18 protein-coding genes are annotated in these 21,859 nt (G+C 43.4%); 9 read left to right on the forward strand and 9 right to left on the reverse strand.

All coding sequences use genetic code 11. The features are described from left to right. Positions 1–207: 207 nt before the first annotated feature. The 4 genes from cydD (at position 208) to infA (ending at position 4,788) form a co-directional block, all read left to right on the forward strand. Complete coding sequence (gene cydD / locus PR833_RS02790) at positions 208–1,974, forward strand: heme ABC transporter permease/ATP-binding protein CydD (protein ID WP_272525862.1); 1,767 nt, start codon at positions 208–210, stop codon at positions 1,972–1,974. Between the two features lie 2 nt (positions 1,975–1,976). Beyond that, positions 1,977–3,719, forward strand: a complete 1,743-nt coding sequence (cydC, locus tag PR833_RS02795; RefSeq protein ID WP_040132954.1) for a heme ABC transporter ATP-binding protein/permease CydC — start codon at positions 1,977–1,979, stop codon at positions 3,717–3,719. A gap of 8 nt (positions 3,720–3,727) precedes the next feature. Beyond that, positions 3,728–4,429 carry a leucyl/phenylalanyl-tRNA--protein transferase gene (aat, locus tag PR833_RS02800; RefSeq protein ID WP_004918075.1) on the forward strand — a complete coding sequence of 234 codons (702 nt, stop codon included), beginning with the start codon at positions 3,728–3,730 and terminating at the stop codon, positions 4,427–4,429. Between the two features lie 140 nt (positions 4,430–4,569). Beyond that, on the forward strand, positions 4,570–4,788 hold the full coding sequence (gene infA, locus PR833_RS02805) for a translation initiation factor IF-1 (RefSeq protein ID WP_004244560.1): 219 nt from the start codon (positions 4,570–4,572) through the stop codon (positions 4,786–4,788). A 66-nt stretch (positions 4,789–4,854) separates the two neighbouring features. Here the strand turns inward: infA and clpA are convergent, their stop codons facing one another. Both clpA and clpS read right to left on the reverse strand, forming a co-directional pair. Beyond that, on the reverse strand, positions 4,855–7,140 hold the full coding sequence (clpA, locus tag PR833_RS02810; protein ID WP_272525863.1) for an ATP-dependent Clp protease ATP-binding subunit ClpA: 2,286 nt from the start codon (positions 7,138–7,140) through the stop codon (positions 4,855–4,857). 30 nt (positions 7,141–7,170) lie between these two features. After that, entirely contained in the window at positions 7,171–7,491 is a 321-nt protein-coding gene (gene clpS / locus PR833_RS02815) for an ATP-dependent Clp protease adapter ClpS (protein ID WP_004918070.1), read from the reverse strand. 383 nt (positions 7,492–7,874) lie between these two features. Between clpS and cspD the strand changes: the two genes are divergently transcribed. Beyond that, positions 7,875–8,126 carry a cold shock domain-containing protein CspD gene (gene cspD / locus PR833_RS02820; protein ID WP_004918068.1) on the forward strand — a complete coding sequence of 84 codons (252 nt, stop codon included), beginning with the start codon at positions 7,875–7,877 and terminating at the stop codon, positions 8,124–8,126. 103 nt (positions 8,127–8,229) lie between these two features. Here cspD and PR833_RS02825 read toward each other — a convergent pair whose 3' ends face one another. From PR833_RS02825 to PR833_RS02855, 7 genes are all read right to left on the reverse strand, one after another. Then, positions 8,230–9,168, reverse strand: a complete 939-nt coding sequence (locus PR833_RS02825; RefSeq protein ID WP_272525864.1) for a DUF1177 domain-containing protein — start codon at positions 9,166–9,168, stop codon at positions 8,230–8,232. A 143-nt stretch (positions 9,169–9,311) separates the two neighbouring features. Continuing rightward, entirely contained in the window at positions 9,312–10,061 is a 750-nt protein-coding gene (locus PR833_RS02830) for an IclR family transcriptional regulator (protein WP_004918066.1), read from the reverse strand. Then, positions 10,058–10,903: a nitrilase-related carbon-nitrogen hydrolase gene (locus tag PR833_RS02835; RefSeq protein WP_272525865.1), complete on the reverse strand. Its 846-nt coding sequence runs from the start codon at positions 10,901–10,903 to the stop codon at positions 10,058–10,060. Before PR833_RS02835 ends, PR833_RS02830 begins: the two co-directional genes overlap by 4 nt. A gap of 11 nt (positions 10,904–10,914) precedes the next feature. Next, complete coding sequence (locus PR833_RS02840; RefSeq protein WP_014657827.1) at positions 10,915–12,261, reverse strand: purine-cytosine permease family protein; 1,347 nt, start codon at positions 12,259–12,261, stop codon at positions 10,915–10,917. Positions 12,262–12,545: 284 nt separating this feature from the next. Then, entirely contained in the window at positions 12,546–14,489 is a 1,944-nt protein-coding gene (macB, locus tag PR833_RS02845; RefSeq protein WP_272525866.1) for a macrolide ABC transporter ATP-binding protein/permease MacB, read from the reverse strand. A 1-nt stretch (position 14,490) separates the two neighbouring features. Next, positions 14,491–15,594 carry a macrolide transporter subunit MacA gene (gene macA, locus PR833_RS02850; RefSeq protein ID WP_004918062.1) on the reverse strand — a complete coding sequence of 368 codons (1,104 nt, stop codon included), beginning with the start codon at positions 15,592–15,594 and terminating at the stop codon, positions 14,491–14,493. A gap of 81 nt (positions 15,595–15,675) precedes the next feature. Further along, a complete protein-coding gene (locus tag PR833_RS02855; RefSeq protein WP_004918060.1) occupies positions 15,676–17,340 on the reverse strand; it encodes a DUF2813 domain-containing protein in 1,665 nt (554 codons plus the stop codon). Positions 17,341–17,737: 397 nt separating this feature from the next. Between PR833_RS02855 and PR833_RS02860 the strand changes: the two genes are divergently transcribed. From PR833_RS02860 to artJ, 4 genes are all read left to right on the forward strand, one after another. Then, on the forward strand, positions 17,738–18,637 hold the full coding sequence (locus PR833_RS02860) for a lysine exporter LysO family protein (protein ID WP_004918058.1): 900 nt from the start codon (positions 17,738–17,740) through the stop codon (positions 18,635–18,637). 142 nt (positions 18,638–18,779) lie between these two features. Then, positions 18,780–20,255 carry a DUF2867 domain-containing protein gene (locus tag PR833_RS02865; RefSeq protein ID WP_014657826.1) on the forward strand — a complete coding sequence of 492 codons (1,476 nt, stop codon included), beginning with the start codon at positions 18,780–18,782 and terminating at the stop codon, positions 20,253–20,255. Positions 20,256–20,360: 105 nt separating this feature from the next. Then, complete coding sequence (gene artP / locus PR833_RS02870; RefSeq protein ID WP_004918053.1) at positions 20,361–21,089, forward strand: arginine ABC transporter ATP-binding protein ArtP; 729 nt, start codon at positions 20,361–20,363, stop codon at positions 21,087–21,089. Positions 21,090–21,107: 18 nt separating this feature from the next. Further along, positions 21,108–21,851, forward strand: coding sequence for an arginine ABC transporter substrate-binding protein (gene artJ, locus PR833_RS02875; protein WP_004918052.1), 744 nt, complete (start codon positions 21,108–21,110; stop codon positions 21,849–21,851). Positions 21,852–21,859: the final 8 nt, after the last annotated feature.

The following is a 21,859-nucleotide window of genomic DNA, read 5'->3' on the forward strand; positions in this document are numbered from 1 at the left end:
GTTTTGCATGGATGACAATTATCATTTACCTTTATAAAACATATTGATAACAATCATCTGTGCTATTTTAATAACACACTTTTATTATGCAACATATCGCGAATAAGCTGCTATGATAGGTAAAAACTCCGTTAAGCTTTAATCCATTGGCTTATTTTAGCTAGCGGCACACTCTCAATATAAAACTATACCTGCACACTGATCATTATGGATAAAACAAGACAGACTGAATTGGTACGTTGGTTGAAACAGCATAGTACATCCGCAAAACGTTGGCTGCGTATATCTATGCTATTAGGCGTTGTTAGTGGTCTGCTGATTATCGCACAAGCGTGGTTCTTGGCGGTAATATTGCAAGCTCTGATTATGGAACACACTCCACGAGAGCAACTTCTGACCCCTTTTATCCTACTCCTTGCCGTATTTGTGCTACGCGCACTCCTAACGGTTATTAGAGAGCGAGTGGGCTTTCGTTGTGGTCAAGTTGTACGCCAAGAAGTACGCAACATGGTCTTAAATAAGCTACAAGCGCTAGGCCCTGTATGGGTAAAAGGTAAACCAGCCGGTAGCTGGGCGACTATCGTTCTAGAGCAGATAGAAGATATGCAAGAGTACTATTCGCGCTATCTACCACAAATGTATCTTGCTGGCATCATCCCTATTATGATCTTGATTGCCATCTTCCCATTTAACTGGGCCGCCGCCTTAATCTTGTTTGCAACCGCCCCATTGATCCCCATTTTTATGGCCTTAGTGGGACTCGGTGCCGCAGATGCTAACCGACGTAACTTTGTTGCTTTAGGTCGCCTCAGCGGTAGTTTTCTCGACCGGTTACGCGGCTTAGATACATTACGACTGTTTTTCCGTGAAAAAGCAGAAGTGCAACAAATTCGTGAATCTACCGAAGACTTTCGCTCAAGAACCATGGAAGTCCTTAGAATGGCTTTCCTCTCCTCTGGTGTGCTTGAGTTTTTCGCCTCAATTTCAATCGCTATCGTAGCCGTCTATTTCGGTTTTTCCTATCTTGGCGAATTAAATTTTGGAAGCTATGGGTTACCAGTCACCATGTTTGCCGGTTTTCTGGCATTAATTTTATCGCCTGAGTTTTTCCAACCTCTACGTGATTTAGGCACCTATTATCATGCCAAAGCTCAAGCGGTAGGCGCAGCAGAAAGTTTGGTGACATTATTAGAAAGCGATGGCGAACAAAAAACAGAAACTGGGGATAAGACACCGCAAGATAAACCCATTCAAATTGAAGCAAATAAGTTAGAAATCTATTCCCACGACGGTCAACGTCTTGTCGGTCCTCTCGATTTTACTATCGAGCCACAACAGCGTATCGCTGTTGTCGGGCAAAGTGGTGCCGGGAAAAGCTCTTTACTCAATCTTTTGTTAGGTTTTCTTCCCTATAAAGGCTCGATTAAAATTAATGGGGATGAGCTAAAAGAGCTTTGCCCAGATAAATGGCGTGCATTAATTGGCTGGGTGGGTCAAAACCCTCATTTACCAGAACAAACGCTTATCGAGAATATCTGCTTAGGTAAACCGACTGCTTCAGAGGCTGAAATACAACAAGCCATTGATGATGCCTATGTTTCCGAGTTTCTCCCTATGCTACCTGATGGCTTAAATACACGCCTTGGCGACTATGCTGCTAGGCTATCCGTTGGGCAAGCTCAACGTGTTGCTGTCGCGCGTACACTCTTAAAGCCATCGCGTATTTTATTACTGGATGAACCAGCTGCTAGCCTTGATGCGCACAGTGAAAAACGGATCATGCATACTCTTAATCAACTAGCTCAACAGCAAACGACAATTATGGTCACCCACTTACTCGAAGAAACGGTTAATTACGACCAAATTTGGGTGATGGCAAATGGTCAAATCATTCAGCGTGGTCATTATGCACAATTGAGCCAATCGGAAGGGCCATTTGCCCGCTTGTTGGCTCACCGTAGTGAGGAGCTTTGATAATGCGAGTTCTATTACCTTTTTTGGCTCTCTATCGCCGACACTGGTTTTTGATCCTGCTCGGCATGATCTTAGCCATCGTGACTTTACTTGCCAGTATTGGGCTACTTACTCTATCAGGGTGGTTCCTCGCTGGGGCGGCAATTGCAGGTTTTCCGGGGCTTTATTATTTTAATTATATGCTGCCTGCTGCTGGTGTCCGTGGTGCCGCTATTTTCCGGACCGCAGGTCGCTACGCCGAACGACTGGTTAGCCATGATGCCACATTCCGAGTTTTGGCCCATTTACGTGTGTTCGCCTTTAGTAAAATATTACCGCTCTCACCGGGGGGGATCAGCCGCTTCCGCCAAGGGGAAATTCTTAACCGCCTTGTGGCGGATGTCGAAACCCTCGATCACCTATATTTACGTGTTTTATCGCCGATTTTTGCTGCTTTTGTCGTGATCTTTGTCCTGATTTTTGGGTTGAGCTTCCTTGACCCTCGCCTAGCGTGGACACTCGGTTGTATTATGCTGTTTTTATTATTTACCTTACCGTTTGTCTTTTATCGTGCAGGTAAGCCCATCGGACAAGAGCTGACTTACTTACGTGCCCATTACCGCACTGTCCTGACATCCGCTTTACAAGGGCAAGCGGAACTGACTTTGTTTGGAGCGCTTCCCCGTTTTCGCCAAACATTGGCAAATATTGAAAGCCAATGGCAAGTGCGCCAACAACAGCAAGCCAATCTAACAGGGGTATCTCAAGCCATTATTCTATTTGCCTCTGGTTTTACTGCTACTTTGTTGTTGTGGATGGCGGCAGATCATGTGGGGGGGAATACTAACCCAGGAGCACTCATTGCTTTATTTGTCTTCTGTGCACTGGCCGCTTTTGAAGCCTTAGGCCCTGTCGCCGTTGCCTTTCAGCATATGGGGCAAGTGATTGCTTCTGCTGAACGTGTTTCTCAGCTAATTGATGCCAAACCAGAGGTAACATTCCCTGACAACGGTTTATCCCTTCCCCAATTGGAAAGCCTTGTTGTCGACAATATTTCATTTACTTACCCCGAGCAACCTTTCGCGGTTTTAAAACAGGTTTCGCTTTCACTGCTACCGGGGCAACACATCGCCTTATTAGGTAAAACAGGTTGTGGGAAATCAACACTTTTGCAATTACTCACTCGAGCATGGGATGTTGATAGTGGTATGATCAAAATTAATGGTCAAAATATTAGTGACTATAGTGAACAAGCACTGCGTTCGCTCATGTCAGTCGTTCCACAACGGGTACACATTTTTAGTGATACCTTGCGTAATAACCTACTGCTCGCTAACGATAAGGCAACCGACAAACAGCTCATTGAGGTGTTAGACCAAGTTGGTCTTGGTAATTTGCTGGAAAATGAGGAAAAACTTAACGCTTGGATGGGTGAAGGTGGTCGACAATTATCGGGTGGAGAGCAGCGCCGCTTAGGGATCGCTCGAGCGCTATTACATAATACGCCATTAATTTTAATGGATGAGCCAACCGAAGGGCTTGATGCACAAACAGAGCAGCAGATCCTTGCCCTGTTAAAAGAGAAATGTGCCGATAAGGCACTAATTGTGATCACCCATCGCATGCAAGGTATCGAGCAAATGGATACTATTTGCGTGATGGATAACGGTGAAATTGTTGAGCAAGGCTCACATCAGGCGCTTTTAGATTTAAAAGGCCGCTATTTTCAGTTTCGCCAGCGCCATTTACAACAGCAGGCCCTGTGAGGCACATCATGTACCAGCTCGATGATGACTCCTATCTGTTCCCGCCCGTCCATGAAGCAATGCGGGAACCTAATGGCCTGTTAGCTATTGGTGGCGATTTAGCGCCAGATCGGCTGAAGGCTGCCTACTATGATGGCATTTTCCCTTGGTTTAACCCGGGCGAAATGCCATTATGGTGGTCACCCGATCCTAGAGCGGTTTTAATGGTTGGCGAATTGCACATTAGCCGTTCGATGAAAAAGTTATTGAGAAAGCAAAAGTATCGCGTCACTGTCAACCATGCCTTCAAAGATGTCATCGCAGCTTGTGCGATACGTGACGAAGGAACATGGATTTTACCTGAGGTGCGTGAGGGGTATCAGGCACTTCATGAGCAGGGGATCGCTCATTCTATTGAGGCGTGGTATGGTGAAGAACTGGTTGGCGGCCTGTATGGCGTGAACATGGGGCACCTATTTTGTGGGGAATCTATGTTCAGTCGGATGAATGATGCCTCCAAATTTGCTTTTATTACATTTTATTTTCATTTTTTGCGCTATAATGGGCAGCTTTTTGATTGTCAGGTACTTAACCACCATACCGCCTCATTAGGCGCAAAAGAAATATCCCGTCGGGATTTTTTACATATTCTTTATCGGTGGCGTAACAAAGCGATTGATCCCGCCTGCTGGTTACCGCAATCGATTGAAATACCGCCATTATTCGAATAGCGAATTTTGGCTTTACGTTATTTTATGCCCATACTGTTCAAGAAAAATCGCTTTAAAATGCAACATTTCTTTACTTAGTGAGGGTTTTTGGGCATTATCTTGCCCGTTAAAAATCATGGTTATTAGACTTAGAGGATTAGATGGCCAAAGAAGACAATATTGAAATGCAGGGCACAGTACTGGATACCCTGCCAAACACAATGTTTCGTGTTGAACTGGAAAATGGTCACGTTGTGACTGCCCATATTTCTGGAAAAATGCGTAAAAACTATATCCGCATCCTGACAGGCGACAAGGTAACTGTAGAGTTAACTCCGTACGACCTGAGCAAAGGCCGTATCATTTTCCGTAGCCGCTGATTCTATCTCTTCAGGCAAGGCCTGATACAGCCACAGGTGCACAAGACACCTGTGGTCTATTTGTTGTCAGAATACCGCATCCTCCGGAGAGGCCTTGTGCACGCTACTGAAGCTATATGTCAGTGTGTTACTTTTATTATCAAGCCCGATACGTACTGAGCCGCCATTAGTTAACGAACCAAACAGTAGCTCATTTGCTAATGGTTTTTTCAGGTTATCCTGGATCACACGTGCCATAGGTCGGGCTCCCATCGCCTTATCATAGCCTTTTTCACACAACCAGCGGCGAGCCTCTTGGCTAACTTCAATCGAAACACCTTTCTCATCAAGTTGTGCTTGTAGCTCGACAATGAATTTATCCACCACCTGTATGATGATATCCATGGATAATGAATTAAACCAAATAATGCCATCAAGACGGTTACGGAACTCAGGCGAGAAGACTTTCTTAATTTCAGACATCGCATCCGTACTGTTGTCTTGCTCTGCAAAGCCAATTGAGCGGCGCTGTGTTTCTTGAACCCCTGCATTGGTTGTCATGACAACAATCACATTACGGAAATCGGCTTTGCGCCCATTATTGTCTGTCAGTGTGCCGTGATCCATAACTTGTAGAAGGATATTAAACACATCGGGATGCGCCTTTTCAATTTCATCAAGCAGCACAACAGAATGTGGATGTTTAATCACCGCATCCGTCAAAAGCCCGCCTTGATCAAACCCTACATACCCAGGAGGTGCACCAATTAAGCGGCTCACGGTATGCCGTTCCATATATTCAGACATATCAAAGCGCAATAATTTTATATCCAATGCCTTAGCGAGTTGGACTGTGACTTCCGTTTTACCTACCCCAGTAGGGCCTGCAAATAAGAAGGAGCCTACCGGTTTATGATCTTGGCCTAACCCCGCTCGACTCATTTTAATAGCTTCTGTTAATGCGGTGATCGCATCATCTTGCCCAAACACTAGCATTTTCAGGCGTGAATCTAACGTTTTTAAGCGCTCTTTATCGCTCGAAGAGACGGTTTTTTCTGGGATACGTGCGATACGCGCAACCACAGATTCAATCTCAGGCACACCAATGGTTTTCCGACGTTTGCTAGGTGCAACCAAACGTGTCCGAGCGCCTGCTTCATCGATAACATCAATCGCTTTGTCTGGCAGATGCCTATCCGTGATGTATTTAACCGACAAATCAACCGCGGCTTGAATGGCTTTTGCCGTATAACGAACATCATGGTGTGATTCGTATTTCGGTTTTAATCCATTAATGATACGTACCGTTTCTTCGGTTGTTGGCTCTACAATATCAATTTTCTGGAAGCGGCGTGCCAACGCCCTATCTTTTTCGAAAATATTACTAAACTCTTGATAAGTCGTTGAACCAATAACACGGATACGGCCACCTGATAACAATGGCTTAATTAAATTTGCCGCATCAACTTGACCACCAGACGCTGCACCAGCCCCAATAATCGTGTGAATTTCATCGATAAATAGAATGCTTTTACTGTCTTTTTCCAGCATTTTTAGCAGTGATTTAAACCGTTTTTCGAAATCACCTCGGTATTTAGTGCCTGCTAATAAAGAACCAATATCTAATGAATAGATAGTGCAGCCGTTCATGACCTCGGGGACATCCCCTTGCTCAATGCGCCATGCTAGCCCTTCCGCTATCGCTGTTTTACCAACGCCAGATTCTCCCACCAGCAATGGGTTGTTTTTGCGACGGCGGCAAAGAACTTGGATCGTTCTCTCTAGCTCTGCCTGACTCCCTACCAGCGGGTCAATTTTGCCTTGTTTAGCCAGTTGATTCAGATTGGTTGTGAAATTATCCATATGATCATCAGAAACAGGCTGTTCTTCATGATTGACGTTGCTGTTTGGCGTATCTTGCTCGGATGATGCCGAAGCTTCCCCTTTAATCGTGCCGTGGGAGATAAAATTGACAACATCTAAACGGCTTACATCATGTTTACGCAATAAATAAGCTGCCTGTGACTCCTGCTCACTGAATATTGCGACCAGTACATTCGCGCCACTTACTTCATTACGACCCGATGATTGAACATGGAAGACCGCACGTTGCAGAACGCGTTGAAAACTTAATGTTGGCTGAGTATCGCGATTATCATTTTCAGGCAACAGTGGCGTCGTTTGCGCAATAAAGTGCTCAAGCTCTTGTCGCAGAACAACAAGGTCAACTTTACAGGCATCCAATGCTTCACGTGCTGACGCATTACTCAATAATGCCAGCAACAGGTGCTCCACTGTCATAAATTCATGTCGATTATCTTTCGCTTTTGCAAATGCGACGTTTAGACTCAGCTCCAGTTCTTGATTGAGCATAAGCACCTCCCAAAATTGATATTAGCGAGTTCACACTTTTTCTATTGTGCACAACAAAGGGTACTCATGTTCGCGCGCATAGCTGTTAACTTGTGCCGCTTTTGTTTCCGCAACCTCTGCCGTAAAGATACCGCAAACCCCTTTCCCCTGAAAATGGACATCTAACATTATCTGTGTAGCGCGTTCTTCATCAAAAGAAAAGTATTTTTGCAACACTTCAACAACAAAATCCATTGGAGTGTAATCATCGTTATTTAATATAACCTTATACATCGAAGGGGGCTGTAAAACTTGCTCCACTTCATCTTTAAAAACAACATCTGTTTTAAATGTACCAAGAAAATCGCTCATTACTTGTCGTGCTCGGAGTTAAGATTTATTAAGCATAGCCTTTATTATCAATGATTTCTATTAATCAAGATAACAATAAAACATAAATAAAATCATTTGTTTTATCAATTGCTGTTTCCGCTTAATAACAGTGTAACACGCAACCTAACGCAACTCATATGGCCTAAATTTTGTGATCTGCTTCAAAATTAATAAACTGGAGAGCGTTAGCCATATCAAATTTTTATCACTTCGCCAAAAATCAGCAAATTGATCGCTTGACGTCCGAAGGCAATTCACTACAGTATGATTTGCAGACAGTCAATATGTGTAATTATACTTAGTCGATGCATAGTGGTTATGCATTTATGTCAAACACAACTTGTAAATACGAAGGACGATGTATGGAGACAGGTACAGTTAAATGGTTCAACAACGCCAAAGGCTTTGGTTTCATCTGCCCAGAAAATGGGGGCGAAGATATTTTCGCTCATTATTCTTGTATACAAATGGAAGGTTACAGGACATTAAAAGCTGGTCAGAAAGTCAATTTTAGTATTAATACTGGCCCAAAAGGGAACCATGCCAACCTCATCATTCCGATTGAAAGCAGTACGTTGAATCATACAAGTGCAGAGGCAACGCCTCAAGAATAACCCCCGTGTAATAGAGCACAGTTAATTACTTTTCATTTAGCAATAACTGGTTTGCATGATTGGTCGTTAACTGTGTCTATTTTTTAATATCAATCTTTTGATATCAATGAGGACGGCCGTGGGTTTGTAAAAAAGAGACATCACCATAAAGTGATTTAAGCAGTGCGAATTGCTCTTCATCATAGAATTGGCAATTACCGCTACCAAATGCCTTCGCAACTTCAATCATAAACTTCACCGATGCGGCAATATCCACTTCATGACTAGCGCCTGTTGAACAACCCGGCACAATTGTCTGCGTACAAATAGCCACACCAACAACAGGGGCTGTTGTTGAGACTGCTGGCTGCATAATACTATTGATGTGATGTAATCCGTTGCCGTAAGGCGTGATATCTTGTACCGCGAGCGGGAACGTCACCGCATTCTGCCCACTGCTCCACTCCATCAAATGAAGTAAGTCCTCAGAAACAGGCAAGATATAGCCATCTTTTACCGTTGGTGACAAGGCATAACCTTTATGGTTGATCAGCCTATTTCCCTTTGTCGTGTCCACAGATAAAATAGCATCCGCTTCTGGGATGGCCTCATTTTCATTCATCGTCTCATCGTTGAGTGGTGAGTCCATAAAATCAACGGGGCTATGAGGACGTGTTGGCGCTGTTGGGCAAATATGCGTCGTAATGATCACATCCCCCATGAGGACATCACCCTTTTCTCTCATCTCGGCAAGTTTTAATGCCGTCGCAATGGCAGCAATAGCGCCATCAGCATCAGAAACCAGCCCAATACGAGATGGGCGCGCTCCGATACCCCCTAAACGCCCAATAATCCCCAATGTTGGGGCATGGTTACCTTGGCGTTTACCATGAGTACCTGGGATCACGATACGCACAAAATCACTTTGCCCTTTTCCATCTCGCACTGTTTTTGATGATGCTTCAATGGTAGTAAATTTTTTAAACAAAGCGACAATATCATCCCCATTAACAACGGCGCTATCGATTAACTCGTAAGCACACAGGGTCTGCTTTAAACTCATATATTTCCCTTGTTATGTACTACTTTTCAGCTTATTTCTCTCGATCTCACCACTCTCCTTTAATGGTTGGTGTATAACCGTCAAAAATTAGCCTATTTCCTGGTGAAGGCGCATACACGCACAATAAATATAATATTTTTATTTTATGATTCACTACTACGTTTTAACCAATAAGGGTCACCTACCATACTGCCAAGGTAGGATGCCTTATGACATATTTTTGTCGCTAATTGCGCCAATAATTCAGAGGTAATTTGCGATGCAGGTAAACTCAAACATAAGGCATAGAGTGTACCTTGCGCAGGGTCATACACGGTACTTGAGACAGAGGCGACCCCCGGAACGGACTCATTAATTGAAAATGCCCAGCCTCGTTCCTCAATTTGATTTAACTCTTGGCGTAGCTTGTCTTGCTTTTCTTGCGGCTCTTGGCAAATGATCACTTCACGTTCACTCAAAGAGTAACGAGCTAATAACGCTTTACCTGTAGAAGTTCCCGCTATAGGCAATTTTGTTCCCGGCTGAGTGATCACTTGAAGCATGCTATTACCAATACGTGCATGCACGACTCTTACCTTATCTTTGTCTCTTAAAGAGACATAAGTGGTGAACCCCGTTTCTTTGGTCAGTTCATCGAGTGATTCAAGCGCCATATCAATCAACGGGTTCATACCCCGAGCGCGATGCGCTAACTCCATAATGATCAGCCCCGGACGATAAATGGGCGCATCATTTTTCTTTTCGAGCAAACCATGCTCTGCCATCTGTTTTAATAAACGTGATGCTGAGCTTTTTGGCATTCCCAATTCATTCACTAACGTTGTCACCGTCAGTTCATCGCCAGAGCGAAGAAACAACCGATATACATCGACAACACTTGAGAGAATACTCATAACTCACCTGTAACCTGAGAATTCTGCACCAACGCCTCATAGCTTTGTGGTTTTCTATCTCTTAAATAAGGAATGTTCAAACGCGTATGAGCCTGAACACGAAAATCAACCTCACCAATGAGCAACGTTTCACCATCACAACTGGCTTCACTTAACACTTGCCCACGAGGCCCTACAATCTTACTACCGCCAAATAAATGAAGATCTTCCTCATTCCCCCAACGGTTAACTGCTAATAAGTGGCTACCATTCTCCAAAGCGCGGCACGCGGTATTGATATCCCACATATCCTTATCTTGAATACGCCATGCAGAAGGCACGAGCAGCAATTCAGCGCCATTTAAGGTTAAGATACGAGCCACCTCAGGAAACCCCATGTCGTAACAGATCATCACACCAATCTTACCGAATGGAGTATCAAATACCGGATAGCTATTACCACTGCTAAACCATTGTTTTTCAATGCCAAATGCGTGGACCTTACGGTAGACCCCGCTGACATCTTCACAACCTGGATTCCACACCCCAACAGCGTTATAAACCTCGCCTAAGTAGCTTCCACGTTCAGCAAAGCCACTAACAATAGTGAGATCCAATTGCGTCGCTAGTGCGCTAAACAAGCGATAGGTTTCGCTGCCTTCATCATCGCTGAGATCCCATAGTTGGGTCGCAAGCAAATCGCCTCGATAGCCTGTTGTAGCGAGTTCAGGAAAACAGATTAATTTGGCACCTTGCTCCGCAGCTTGATGGCAGAATGTGGCCATCCGCTCTAAATTATGCTGCTTTTGACCAAGTAAAGAGTTAAATTGCGCAAGAGCAACTTTAACGCTGCTATGATCCATTGCTCTCATCCTTAATCTAAATGGTTAACTTTACGAAATTGCAGCGTATCGACACCTTTTATTCGAGCTTGCAGCAGCATCATCATCCAATAAAGGACTCCGCTAACTAGCAAAGAGTTAAGCGCTGGCACACCAAAATCAGTATCCCAAGGGCCTAATGCCGAGCTTAGCCAACCGACAACAACAGCAATAGCCCAAACAACCAACGTAATGGGATTAACTGCTTCACACAGAGTTGGAAGTTCACCCGCTGCTCTGGTTGTATCTAACTCACGCCGATCACGCTTTAATAAATAATAATCAACCACCATGATCCCCGCCACAGGTGGGATTGCTATACCTAAATAAATCAGAAAACCCACAAAATTATCTAAAATACCGAGCATCGAGGCGATCGTACCCAAAATGCCGATAACCCACGTTAGATAACGACGGTCAAACCGTTTTTTGAAGATGGCATTCAATAAAGTCGATAAACCTAGTGATGAAGAGTAGAGGTTAATATCATTCATTTTGATAGTGGAGAAGATAACGATCGATGCTCCAACCAACCCAGTTAACGTCAACATTAGGTCAAAGACTTCATTGGTACGCAGGGCAAGTGCCATCAACACTGAAATCATATTGACTAACAGCTCACCAAAAAAAGTCCCGATAAGGGTCATCCAAAAAACCTCTTTCGGGCTTTTCATGAAACGACTAATATCGGGCGTTGTGATAGCTGAAATAATAAACCCACCAGCAACCATCGTAATGGCTGCTGGTAGAGTCATAAAAGCCCCCGCAGGTTCAGTGCGATTAATAAGCGCTCCGATATCTTGCCCAGAAAGCAAGCTATAGGTTGCCCAAGCTAATGCGAGTAAAAATAGCGGCGTTGATATATTTGCGGTAATAGATAAAAAGCGATACCCATATACCGTAATAATCGTCACCGCGATACCTGTAATAAGCGACCAAGTCCCTGGTGTTAGCACATTCGTCGCTTTATACATTCCATCCGCAAAGAAGCCATTTTGTACGCCAAACCAGCCCATCAGTGAAATCGCAATTGCGCCACCGATTAAAGCAGAGCCTAACTTACCAAATCCAGACCACCTTGATAGTAGACTGATTGACATTCCTTCACGGCACGCAGCTGCACCTAAAGCCCAGCTAACAACTTGTAAAATCACTGAACCTAACATTGTGGCCCAAAACGCTTGCCAAAACGTCAGTCCATAACCCAGTGCTGCACCTAACATCACCTGAGATACACAGGCTAGTGAGCCAATTCGGATTATAAGAACTTCGTAGAATGGCCTGCGAGCACTGAAGGGCACCCGAGCCAGAGAATAATCTTCACCTGTTTTATTCGCCATTTAGTATTCCTGCTGTGTGGATCTTTGCTATTAAGTTTATTGGCTTTATTTTATTTATTCCATTTTATGGAACTAGGTTTCATTTATTCTACGAGACAAATGATATCCATGTTCGATACCAAATCGCAAGTAGAATTTAACTTTTTACATAGCTTTTTGTGTATGTAGATATAACTATAACGGGAAAACTAAAGGCTGGGGAGATAAATTGATATAAAAATAAGGATGTTGAAGTACCTCTGACCATTACAGAGGTACTTGAAAAAATACAGATAGATCTCTTACTACTCTCTTGCTAATGCATCAATAGGGTTTAATCTTGCTGCACTTCGCGCGGGTAAGAATCCAAAAATGATACCAATTGCTGTCGAACAGATAAATGCACTGATCAGCGCCATAGGTTGAAAAACGAAAGTCCAGCCGGGCAACGCCATTTGTGCCATGACACTAATGCCATAGGAAAGCCCAATCCCCATTAACCCACCAATCAAGCAGACCAGTACCGCTTCAATCAAAAATTGCTGCATCACATCACTTGTGCGCGCACCAACCGCCATACGGATACCAATTTCTCGGGTCCTCTCAGTAACGGAAACTAACATGATGTTCATCACGCCTATACCACCAACCACCAGCGAAATAACAGCGACCAAGGTTAGAAACAGTTGCATGGTACGAGTGGTTTTCTCCGCTGTTTTCACAAGCGTATCAATATTGTAAGTAAAAACGTCCTTCTTACCGTGTCGCAATGTCAATAAGCGGGTGATCTGTTGCTCCGCTGTTTTGGCATCAACCCCCTCTTTAACCCTTACGACAATACTATCCAAGTAAGGTCGATTTAAGATTTTGCTATTTACCGTCGTATCCGGCAGCCACACTGACAGCGAATTACTTGAACCAAAAATTGATTTTTGCTCCGCGAGAACACCAATGACGGTAGCTGGCATATTCCCAATCAAGATGGTTTCTCCTACCACTTGCTTTTGGTTAGGAAAAAAGCGACGTTTTGTGTTCGCATCAATCACAACCACTTGCGCCCTACGCTCTACCATATCTGCAGTAAAGTTCATCCCTTCGGAAAACTTTTCAGCGTAGACCTGAAAATAATCACGCCCAACCCCTAATAACTGGGCTGAAGCATCTAAATTCCCCTTACGCAATCGAGTTGATTTAGATAACTCCCCCGATACGGCTTGCACATAAGGTTGCTTGGCAATGGCGTCAACATCGGATGGCTTTAAAGATTGCCGATTCTCTGCATCATCACTACCAAAATCCTCCCCAGGGTAAACCGAAATGGTATTCGTGCCGATTGATTTTATATCATTGAGAACCATGCTTTGAGCGGCATCACCGATCACCATAATAGAGACGACTGACGCAATACCGATGATAATGCCTAACATGGTGAGTAGTGTGCGCATTTTATTAACCACCATGGCGCGCCAAGCCATTAACAGTGCTTCGCTAAACCGTCCATAGATTTGCCCTAACGACATTTTCCTAGGTGATGTTTTCTCCAATGAAGGTACGTTTGGAGCTTTAGCAGAGCCTGAGTCACTAATAATTTCGCCATCTTTAATTTCAATAATGCGTTCAGCCTGCTGAGCGACTTTGGGGTCATGGGTAACAATAATAACGGTGTGCCCCTGCGCACATAATTCTTTGAGGATTTTCATTACCTCTTCACCAGAGTGGCTATCAAGGGCACCAGTTGGCTCATCAGCAAGGATAACTTGACCACCATTCATCAACGCACGCGCGATACTTACCCGCTGTTGTTGCCCTCCCGATAACTGACTTGGTCGGTATTCTGTTCGTTCACCAAGCCCGAGTTTCGCTAATAATTCAATGGCTTTTTTACGGCGTTGAGTCTTACCTGCCCCCGCGTAAATGGCGGGAACTTCAACATTTTGCTCAGCCGTTAAATGGCTAAGTAGATGGTAGCGCTGGAAAATAAAGCCAAAGTGTTCACGGCGTAACTCAGCTAGCTGATCGTTATCAAGCTGAGAAATATTTTGCTGAGCAACAAAGTATTCCCCTGAGCTAGGTTTATCCAAACAGCCGATGATATTCATTAAAGTTGATTTCCCCGAGCCAGATGCACCAATAATGGCCACCATTTCCCCAGTATCAACAGTTAATGAAATATTTTTCAATACCGTAATTTCTGTTTCACCAGCAGGATAACGTCGCGTGATCCCTCTAAGTTCTAATAAGGCTGACATATTAACTCTCCGCGTTACGGCCGGTGATCACCTGTTCGCCTTCTTTTAGTCCATCAGTGACTTCAACATATACATCATTACGGCTACCGATTTTTATTTGCCGTTTTTCAGCCTGTTCTCCCTGCAACACTTCTACCTCATAAATTTGCGGGGAAACTTCATCCCCTAAAGCAGAGAGCGGTAAAAGTAATACATTTTTATGCGATTCAAGATCAATTTTGACCTGTGCCGTCATTTGTAATTTCAGTAAATGCTGGGGGTTGGGCACTTCAAAACGTGCATAATAAAAAATAGCATCGTTGATTTTTTCAGGAGTCGGTAAAATATCTTTCAACACCCCTGAGAAGCGTTTATCTGGCGCGCCCAATACAGTAAATGACGCTGCCTGACCCGGTTTAAGATGAATAACATCCGCCTCTGACACTTCAGCTTTAACTAACATTGTATTCAAATCAGCTAATGTCAGAATGGTTGGCGCTTCCTGAGCCGCTATCACTGTTTGACCTTGTAATGTTTTGATAAACGTGACAATACCATCCATTGGCGCGGTAATTTGTGTATATTTCAAGTTTGTTTTTGCCGTATCTAAGGTCGCTTGGTTGCGCTTAATTTGCGCCTGATATGTTGCCACCTGCGCCTTTTTCACAGCGACATCCGTTTGCGCTTTATCTAAATCTTGTTTTGAGACGGCTTGGAGCTTAGATAAACTCAATTGGCGTTGATAAGTCACTTCAGCTAAGCGTAACTCTGCTTTCGCTAACGCCAAATGTGATTCCAGCTCATGGATCGTTTCTTGAGATTCTGTCACGTCGTTTTGTGCTTTTTGTGGATCAATGACCGCCAGCAAATCACCTTTTTTGACTTTATCTCCCTCTTGAACATACAGAGTTTGTAGCTGCCCACTGACCTGCGCACCGACATCAACTTTGCGCACAGCATCCAGTTTACCTGTTGCTTGAACTTGTTTATTGAGATCACCTCGGGCCACTGCGACTGTTTGAAAAGCCTCTTTTTTATCTTCCGTGAAAAAAAAGAATGCGATACCAATCGCAATTAAAATAACCAGTAAAGAAACCAGCCACTTCTTACGTGAATTTGCTCTCATTCAATCTATACCTATACCAATAAAGAGAGGGCTACGCCCCCTCATAAAATTTACCTATTTAGCCGAGCATTCGTGAATAATTTAGTAAGCTTTACCTCTTGCTAACCACGCTACCCGAGAAAACATATTTTTGAGTTGTGATGGGATAGAATCTGGCCCTAATTCTGCTGCTCGATTGACAATAGCGATAGCAAGATCAGGTTTGGATGTTTTGGAAATTGCTTTAATAATCACACGTCGAGTCGAAACTTTCGCGTTATCCGGTATCCCTGATATCTCATGATAAAGATGTTTAAATCCTTCGCGATATAAAAAATGCTCCATATCCGGTGCCGGCAATCGAGTTAATCGGTCTCGTTCCGTGTCATGCATTTTTTCAGCGTAACTCAGCGCGGTGGCGGCATACTTCTTACCAGCCTCATCGCCATCAACAAGTGTATGCCATTCTATACCCATTTTGCTGGCAAACTTTAACAAAGGCTTAAGACCGCTTTGTGCAAACTCAATCACTTTGATGCCTTCTGTTTCAAAGTAATAGTTACACTGCCGCGCTAACTCATTCATTAACCAAATTTCAGTCTCGCCTTCAACCAATAACCAACAACGCGCAAACATCGCTGATGGCCGGTTAAAGCGGATGTGAAAGGAGATTTTCCGAATTTCCTCCGCAGATAGCTCATTCTCACCTAAGCGATAAGCCGAAACTTTGCCGGAATCGCGCACCAAGCGGCAAAGATTTTCAATCGGCACTTGCGACAGAAGCTCCCCGGAGTTCGTTGTGGTCAAGCGTTGTAAAGAAAAGAGATTGAGTAGGCCCCAAGCAATCGACAACATAATTGGATGCAGGCGTGTTTCGGGGTCTTCTACAATAACCAAAGGGCGTGCATATTTATCGAGTTGGATATTGCCTTTTGACTGCAATAAAGAAGAAAACATGCCTAAGATAATTAAACGGATATTACGCTGATTTGGTTTTGCAATAATACGGCTAATATTATCTAAAGCATGCCAGCCTCTTTTGCGTGGTTCAAACTTAATTGCTGCTTTATGCTCTTGAAACAGATGGTTACTTTGCCCCGCAAAATAATGACTGAGCAGTTGCTGCATCGCATCCACCCCTTCAACCAACTCCTCGTCGCTCAAGCGTTGCGGATTATTGATTAATGCACGAGTCAGCTCTTCCATTCGCGAGTTAAAAATATCGCGTACCTCTTTTTCACCCGCAACAATCGTCTCAGTATTTAATGTGCGCAAAAAACGGGCATCACGCAAACGGATCACTGGATATAAGCGAATAATTTCTTTGATATATTTACCGACATTATCCAATGACAACTTATTTCCCCCTGCATTGAGGAAACTGCGGTCAACGCTAATGCTGCCGTCTTCTTTTAGTTCAGCACTAACGCGGTAAAAGATATGCTTAAGATCATCACCGTTATCGACCCAAACGGAGGTAAGATTACGAAAGCGAAATGAGCGATGTCGGCCTGGGCGGTTTTCACAAAATTTCAACACTATCTGCAATGAGCGAAATCGAGAGGCATCATCCCCTGTTGGATGATGAAAATCATGCTTATTAAATTGGTAATTTTCTTGTTCAGGCGAAAGTAAAATCGTCAGTGCATCCAAAAGGCTCGACTTTCCCCATGAGTTTTCACCAATTAACACCGTATTGTTATTTAAAGCTAATGAGAGCCGGTTAATCCCTCTAAAACCGTAGATTTCCACTCGTTCCAGATACATACACCCTCTCCTTGCTATTAATCTATTTTTAGAGCTTACCTCTTAACTGCTGGTATGACTATAAGACAGCTCGAAAATTAAATATATTTTTACACTCAATAACTAAAGTTGTATTTCGGCAACAGACGCGGCTGGCTCGTCCGTAAAGCCACTTGACGACGTATCAACGGCAGATAACAATAGAGCTGACTAAGTTGAGCCTCCATTTATAGTGTTATAAAATAGTTAAACTTTATTTTTTAGTCTTTTTATCCTATTTTTTAGCCATAACTGGAGAAAAAGACGCTATCTTAGAACCATCTGCCAGACTGATAAAACAGCAAATAAATGAAATTAATATCAAATATAATAATTAATATATAACCCCTTGTTAATGGGATAATTATAAGGATGCAAAATGTATTCAGGACTACTCATTATTTTACTACCGTTAACGCTAGGTTATCTTATCCCTATAAAAAATAAAAAGATTTTAGATATTATACATCGAGCGTTAAATTCAATGGTTTATATCATTCTCTTTTTAATGGGGATTACACTCGCTTTACTTGAAAACTTAAGTGTTCACCTATTTTCAATTTTAATCTACGCACTCACATTCTTTGGTTGTATATTTTCACTTAACCTTATCTCACTACTGCTATTAGATAAGTTAGATCCTTGGAAAATCCCTAAGCATAAACAAGAAAAGCCTCCATCACGTTTAAAAATGGTATTTGAATCATTGCAACTGTGTGGTGTGCTATTGATTGGTTTCTTAGTTGGCTTAACTGGATTTGATTTCCTGCACTATGCCGATAAAGGCAGCCAAATTGCGTTAATGATGTTACTGCTTCTTGTCGGCCTGCAACTTCGCAATAGTGGCATGAGTATTAAACAAATCTTAGTTAACCGCCGAGGAACCACAATCGCCTTTGTGATGGCAATCAGCGCGCTAGCTGGTGGCGCAATTGCCGCATTATTACTAGGTTTACCCGTAAAAATGGGGCTAGCATTGGCCTCTGGGTTTGGCTGGTACTCATTAACAGGGATTGTATTAACCGATGCCTATGGCCCTGTCATGGGGAGCGCCGCGTTCTTTAATGACCTCGCCCGTGAACTCGCTGCGATTATGTTGATCCCTTTAATTATTAACCGCTACCGCTCAACCGCATTAGGTATTTGCGGCTCAACATCAATGGATTTTACCCTCCCAGTCCTCCAGCGAAGTGGTGGCGTCTCTATCGTACCGGCCGCTATTGTGCATGGTTTCGTGCTCAGCCTCGTTACCCCGATCTTAATGGCATTTTTCACTTAGCTATATTTCACTCACAGATTGCCACTTATTTATAACATGATAGATAAGTGGCAAGTCCTAAAATGACTATAATTAACAGCACTTTACATAAGTAGAATTTCAGTCACAATAGCGACAGATGAGAGTGAAACAGGAAACCAAGATGAACGAAAAGCAACGTGTTTTAGTATTGGGCGCCAGTGGCTATATTGGGCAAAATTTAATCCCCGAATTAATTAAGCAAGGCTATCAAGTGACAGCCGCTGCTAGGCGGGTGGATTGGATGCTCTCACAAGGCTGGCAAGATACACAATGTGTTTATGTTGATCTGCAAGACCCTGAAACACTCAAAGACGTGATGAAGGAGATCGATATTGTCTATTTCCTCGTTCATAGCATGGCTGATCATGCCAACCTGATTGAACGTGAGCGCACGGCGGCTCGCCATGTTCAGCAAGCACTTGATCAATCGAATGTTAAGCATGTTATTTATCTCAGTTCACTACAACATGGTCACAGCTATTCTCAACATTTGATCTCTCGTCGATTAACAGGGGAGATTTTACGTGAGAGTCAGGTGCCAGTCACAGAGATCCGCTCAGCAATCATCGTTGGCTCAGGATCGGCGGCTTTTGAGATCATGCGTGATATGGTTTACAACCTCGCTATCTTAACCCCACCGCGTTGGGTACGTTCAAAGTCTTCACCTATTGCGCTGAGTAACATACTGCATTACTTAACTGAATTAGCAAAACGCCCTGTGACTGAAAGTAAAATTTACGATGCGGGTGGCCCTGAGTACATGAGCTACCAAGAGCTATTCAAGCGCTTTATAAAAATCAGCGGTAAGCGTAGATTGCTGATCCCTATCCCTATTCCTATTAGCATGATCTCCGTCCACTTCATCAGTTTGATCACCTCAGTTCCTCCGGCAATTGCTAAAGAGTTGATCCAAGGATTGCAGCATGACCTGCCTGCCGACGATAAAGCCTTACGCGAACTGATCCCACAAACGTTGGTTTCATTTGATGAGGCGGTCAAAACCACCTTAGCTCAAGAAGCCGATGCTATCGACAATGCAGATTGGGGTTATGATCCTGAAGTCAAAAAACGCTGGCGACCGGGTTATGGTTTTTACCCTAAACAGGCCGGTGCCACACTCGGTACTTCGGCAAGTACAGAGTCGCTATGGCATGTTGTGCAGCAAATCGGGGGTAAAAACGGCTATTTTTATGCCAACGCACTTTGGAAAACCCGTGCCATTATGGATGACATGATGTTAAACAAAGTGAAATATGGTCGCCCCGCTCGTGAAGAGCTGCAATTAGGTGATGAGATTGATGGTTGGCGCGTCATTAATCTGGAGCCTAATAAACAGCTTAGCCTGCTCTTTGGGATGAAAGCGCCTGGGCTAGGCCGCCTGACTTTCACCATTCACGATAGCGGTAGCCGCCGTTCAATTGATGTACGTGCATGGTGGCACCCCGCAGGATTTAGTGGGTTGCTCTATTGGTTTGCCATGATGCCTGCCCATCTATTTATTTTTAAAGGCATGGCTAAACGTATTAGTGAATTGGCGTTTGAGCGGGATAAACAACTTGCAGGCAAGTCATCAACTGGGCAACAGCCGCCAAAATGATGATTGCTTAATAACAAAAAACCAAATTTTTATGCATATATTATTGCATAAATATGCTTACAGGATTAATATCTGTGTCAGTTAAACAAGGTATTATTGGTAAGCATGAGCATTCAATTAAAAAATATAAACTGTTTTTACGGCTCTCATCAGGCGCTCTTTGATATCAACTTAGAGTGCCCTGCCGGAGAAACCATGGTATTACTCGGGCCTAGCGGTGCAGGCAAAAGCTCTTTGCTACGTGTACTGAATTTGTTGGAGATGCCACGTTCAGGTGTACTTAACATTGCAGGTCAAAATTTTGATTTTGCCTCAACCCCTGATGCCAAAGCTATCCGTGCATTACGTCAAAATGTCGGAATGGTTTTTCAACAATACAATCTATGGCCTCATCTCACCGTCATGGATAATTTAATTGAAGCGCCGTGCCGAGTTTTAAAGCTGTCACGTCAAGAAGCAAAAGCAAAAGCGGAAAAATTATTAGAACGTTTGCGATTAACACAATTTGCAACGCGTTTCCCTTTGCATTTATCTGGCGGCCAACAGCAACGTGTTGCCATTGCTCGTGCATTGATGATGGAACCACAAGTTCTGCTATTTGATGAACCAACGGCAGCCCTTGACCCCGAGATTACAGCACAAGTCGTCGATATCATTCGCGAGTTGTCTGCAACAGGAATTACACAGGTAATCGTGACTCATGAAGTTGAGATTGCCCGTAAAGCCGCTAGCCGTGTGGTGTATATGGAAAACGGTCATATTGTTGAACAAGGGGATGCCAGCCATTTCACAGCACCTCAAACTGAAGCATTTGCAAATTATCTGTCACACTAATAGATATAGGATTAAGCAATGAAAAAAATTATATTAGCTGCACTACTTGGCGCTGTAACCCTATCTGCAACTGCGGCGGAAAAAGAGACCATCCGTTTTGCAACAGAAGCGACTTATGCCCCATTTGAAATGTTTGACAAAAACAACCAAATCGTGGGTTTTGACGTCGACCTTGCCAATGCGATGTGTGAAAAAATGAATGCAACTTGCACATTCACCCATCAATCTTTCGATAGCTTGATCCCAAGTTTGAAATTCCGTCGTTTTGAAGCATTGATGGCAGGTATTGATATTACGCCTGATCGCCAAAAACAAGTGGACTTCACCGACACTTATTACCCTAATTCGGCTGAGTTTATTGCCATTAAAGAGAAAGTCTCTTCTGTTGATCAGTTAAAAGGGAAAAAAATTGGCGTTCAAAATGGCACAACTCACCAAAAATATATCATGGAACAGCATAAGGATATGACGACCGTTCCTTATGATAACTACCAATCAGCTATCCTTGATCTGCAAAATGGTCGTATTGATGCTGTGTTCGGTGATACTGCTGTTGCTGACGAATGGCTAAAAGCCAAAGGCAACGAAAACTTAGCGCCTGTTGGTGAAAAAGTCACTGATCCACAGTACTTTGGTATCGGCTTAGGTATCGCGGTTCGTAAAGGTAATAAAGAGTTGTTAGATAAAATGAATAAGGCATTGGCAGAAGTAAAAGCTGATGGAACTTATGACGTTATCTATAAAAAATGGTTTGAACAATAATCGATACT

The organism is Providencia sp. PROV189 (assembly GCF_028480065.1).
Lineage (GTDB): Bacteria > Pseudomonadota > Gammaproteobacteria > Enterobacterales > Enterobacteriaceae > Providencia > Providencia stuartii.

What these genes read in the sequence shown, in the direction of transcription:
- clpA (WP_272525863.1), bottom strand. Translation starts at nt 7,140, where the DNA reads ATGCTCAATCAAGAACTGGAGCTGAGTCTAAACGTCGCATTTGCAAAA.
- cydD (WP_272525862.1), top strand. Translation starts at nt 208, where the DNA reads ATGGATAAAACAAGACAGACTGAATTGGTACGTTGGTTGAAACAGCAT.
- infA (WP_004244560.1), top strand. Translation starts at nt 4,570, where the DNA reads ATGGCCAAAGAAGACAATATTGAAATGCAGGGCACAGTACTGGATACC.
- artJ (WP_004918052.1), top strand. Translation starts at nt 21,108, where the DNA reads ATGAAAAAAATTATATTAGCTGCACTACTTGGCGCTGTAACCCTATCT.
- PR833_RS02840 (WP_014657827.1), bottom strand. Translation starts at nt 12,261, where the DNA reads ATGGCGAATAAAACAGGTGAAGATTATTCTCTGGCTCGGGTGCCCTTC.
- PR833_RS02830 (WP_004918066.1), bottom strand. Translation starts at nt 10,061, where the DNA reads ATGAGTATTCTCTCAAGTGTTGTCGATGTATATCGGTTGTTTCTTCGC.
- cydC (WP_040132954.1), top strand. Translation starts at nt 1,977, where the DNA reads ATGCGAGTTCTATTACCTTTTTTGGCTCTCTATCGCCGACACTGGTTT.
- aat (WP_004918075.1), top strand. Translation starts at nt 3,728, where the DNA reads ATGTACCAGCTCGATGATGACTCCTATCTGTTCCCGCCCGTCCATGAA.
- PR833_RS02860 (WP_004918058.1), top strand. Translation starts at nt 17,738, where the DNA reads ATGTATTCAGGACTACTCATTATTTTACTACCGTTAACGCTAGGTTAT.
- clpS (WP_004918070.1), bottom strand. Translation starts at nt 7,491, where the DNA reads ATGAGCGATTTTCTTGGTACATTTAAAACAGATGTTGTTTTTAAAGAT.
- artP (WP_004918053.1), top strand. Translation starts at nt 20,361, where the DNA reads ATGAGCATTCAATTAAAAAATATAAACTGTTTTTACGGCTCTCATCAG.
- macB (WP_272525866.1), bottom strand. Translation starts at nt 14,489, where the DNA reads ATGTCAGCCTTATTAGAACTTAGAGGGATCACGCGACGTTATCCTGCT.
- cspD (WP_004918068.1), top strand. Translation starts at nt 7,875, where the DNA reads ATGGAGACAGGTACAGTTAAATGGTTCAACAACGCCAAAGGCTTTGGT.
- PR833_RS02855 (WP_004918060.1), bottom strand. Translation starts at nt 17,340, where the DNA reads ATGTATCTGGAACGAGTGGAAATCTACGGTTTTAGAGGGATTAACCGG.
- PR833_RS02825 (WP_272525864.1), bottom strand. Translation starts at nt 9,168, where the DNA reads ATGAGTTTAAAGCAGACCCTGTGTGCTTACGAGTTAATCGATAGCGCC.
- PR833_RS02865 (WP_014657826.1), top strand. Translation starts at nt 18,780, where the DNA reads ATGAACGAAAAGCAACGTGTTTTAGTATTGGGCGCCAGTGGCTATATT.
- PR833_RS02835 (WP_272525865.1), bottom strand. Translation starts at nt 10,903, where the DNA reads ATGGATCATAGCAGCGTTAAAGTTGCTCTTGCGCAATTTAACTCTTTA.
- macA (WP_004918062.1), bottom strand. Translation starts at nt 15,594, where the DNA reads ATGAGAGCAAATTCACGTAAGAAGTGGCTGGTTTCTTTACTGGTTATT.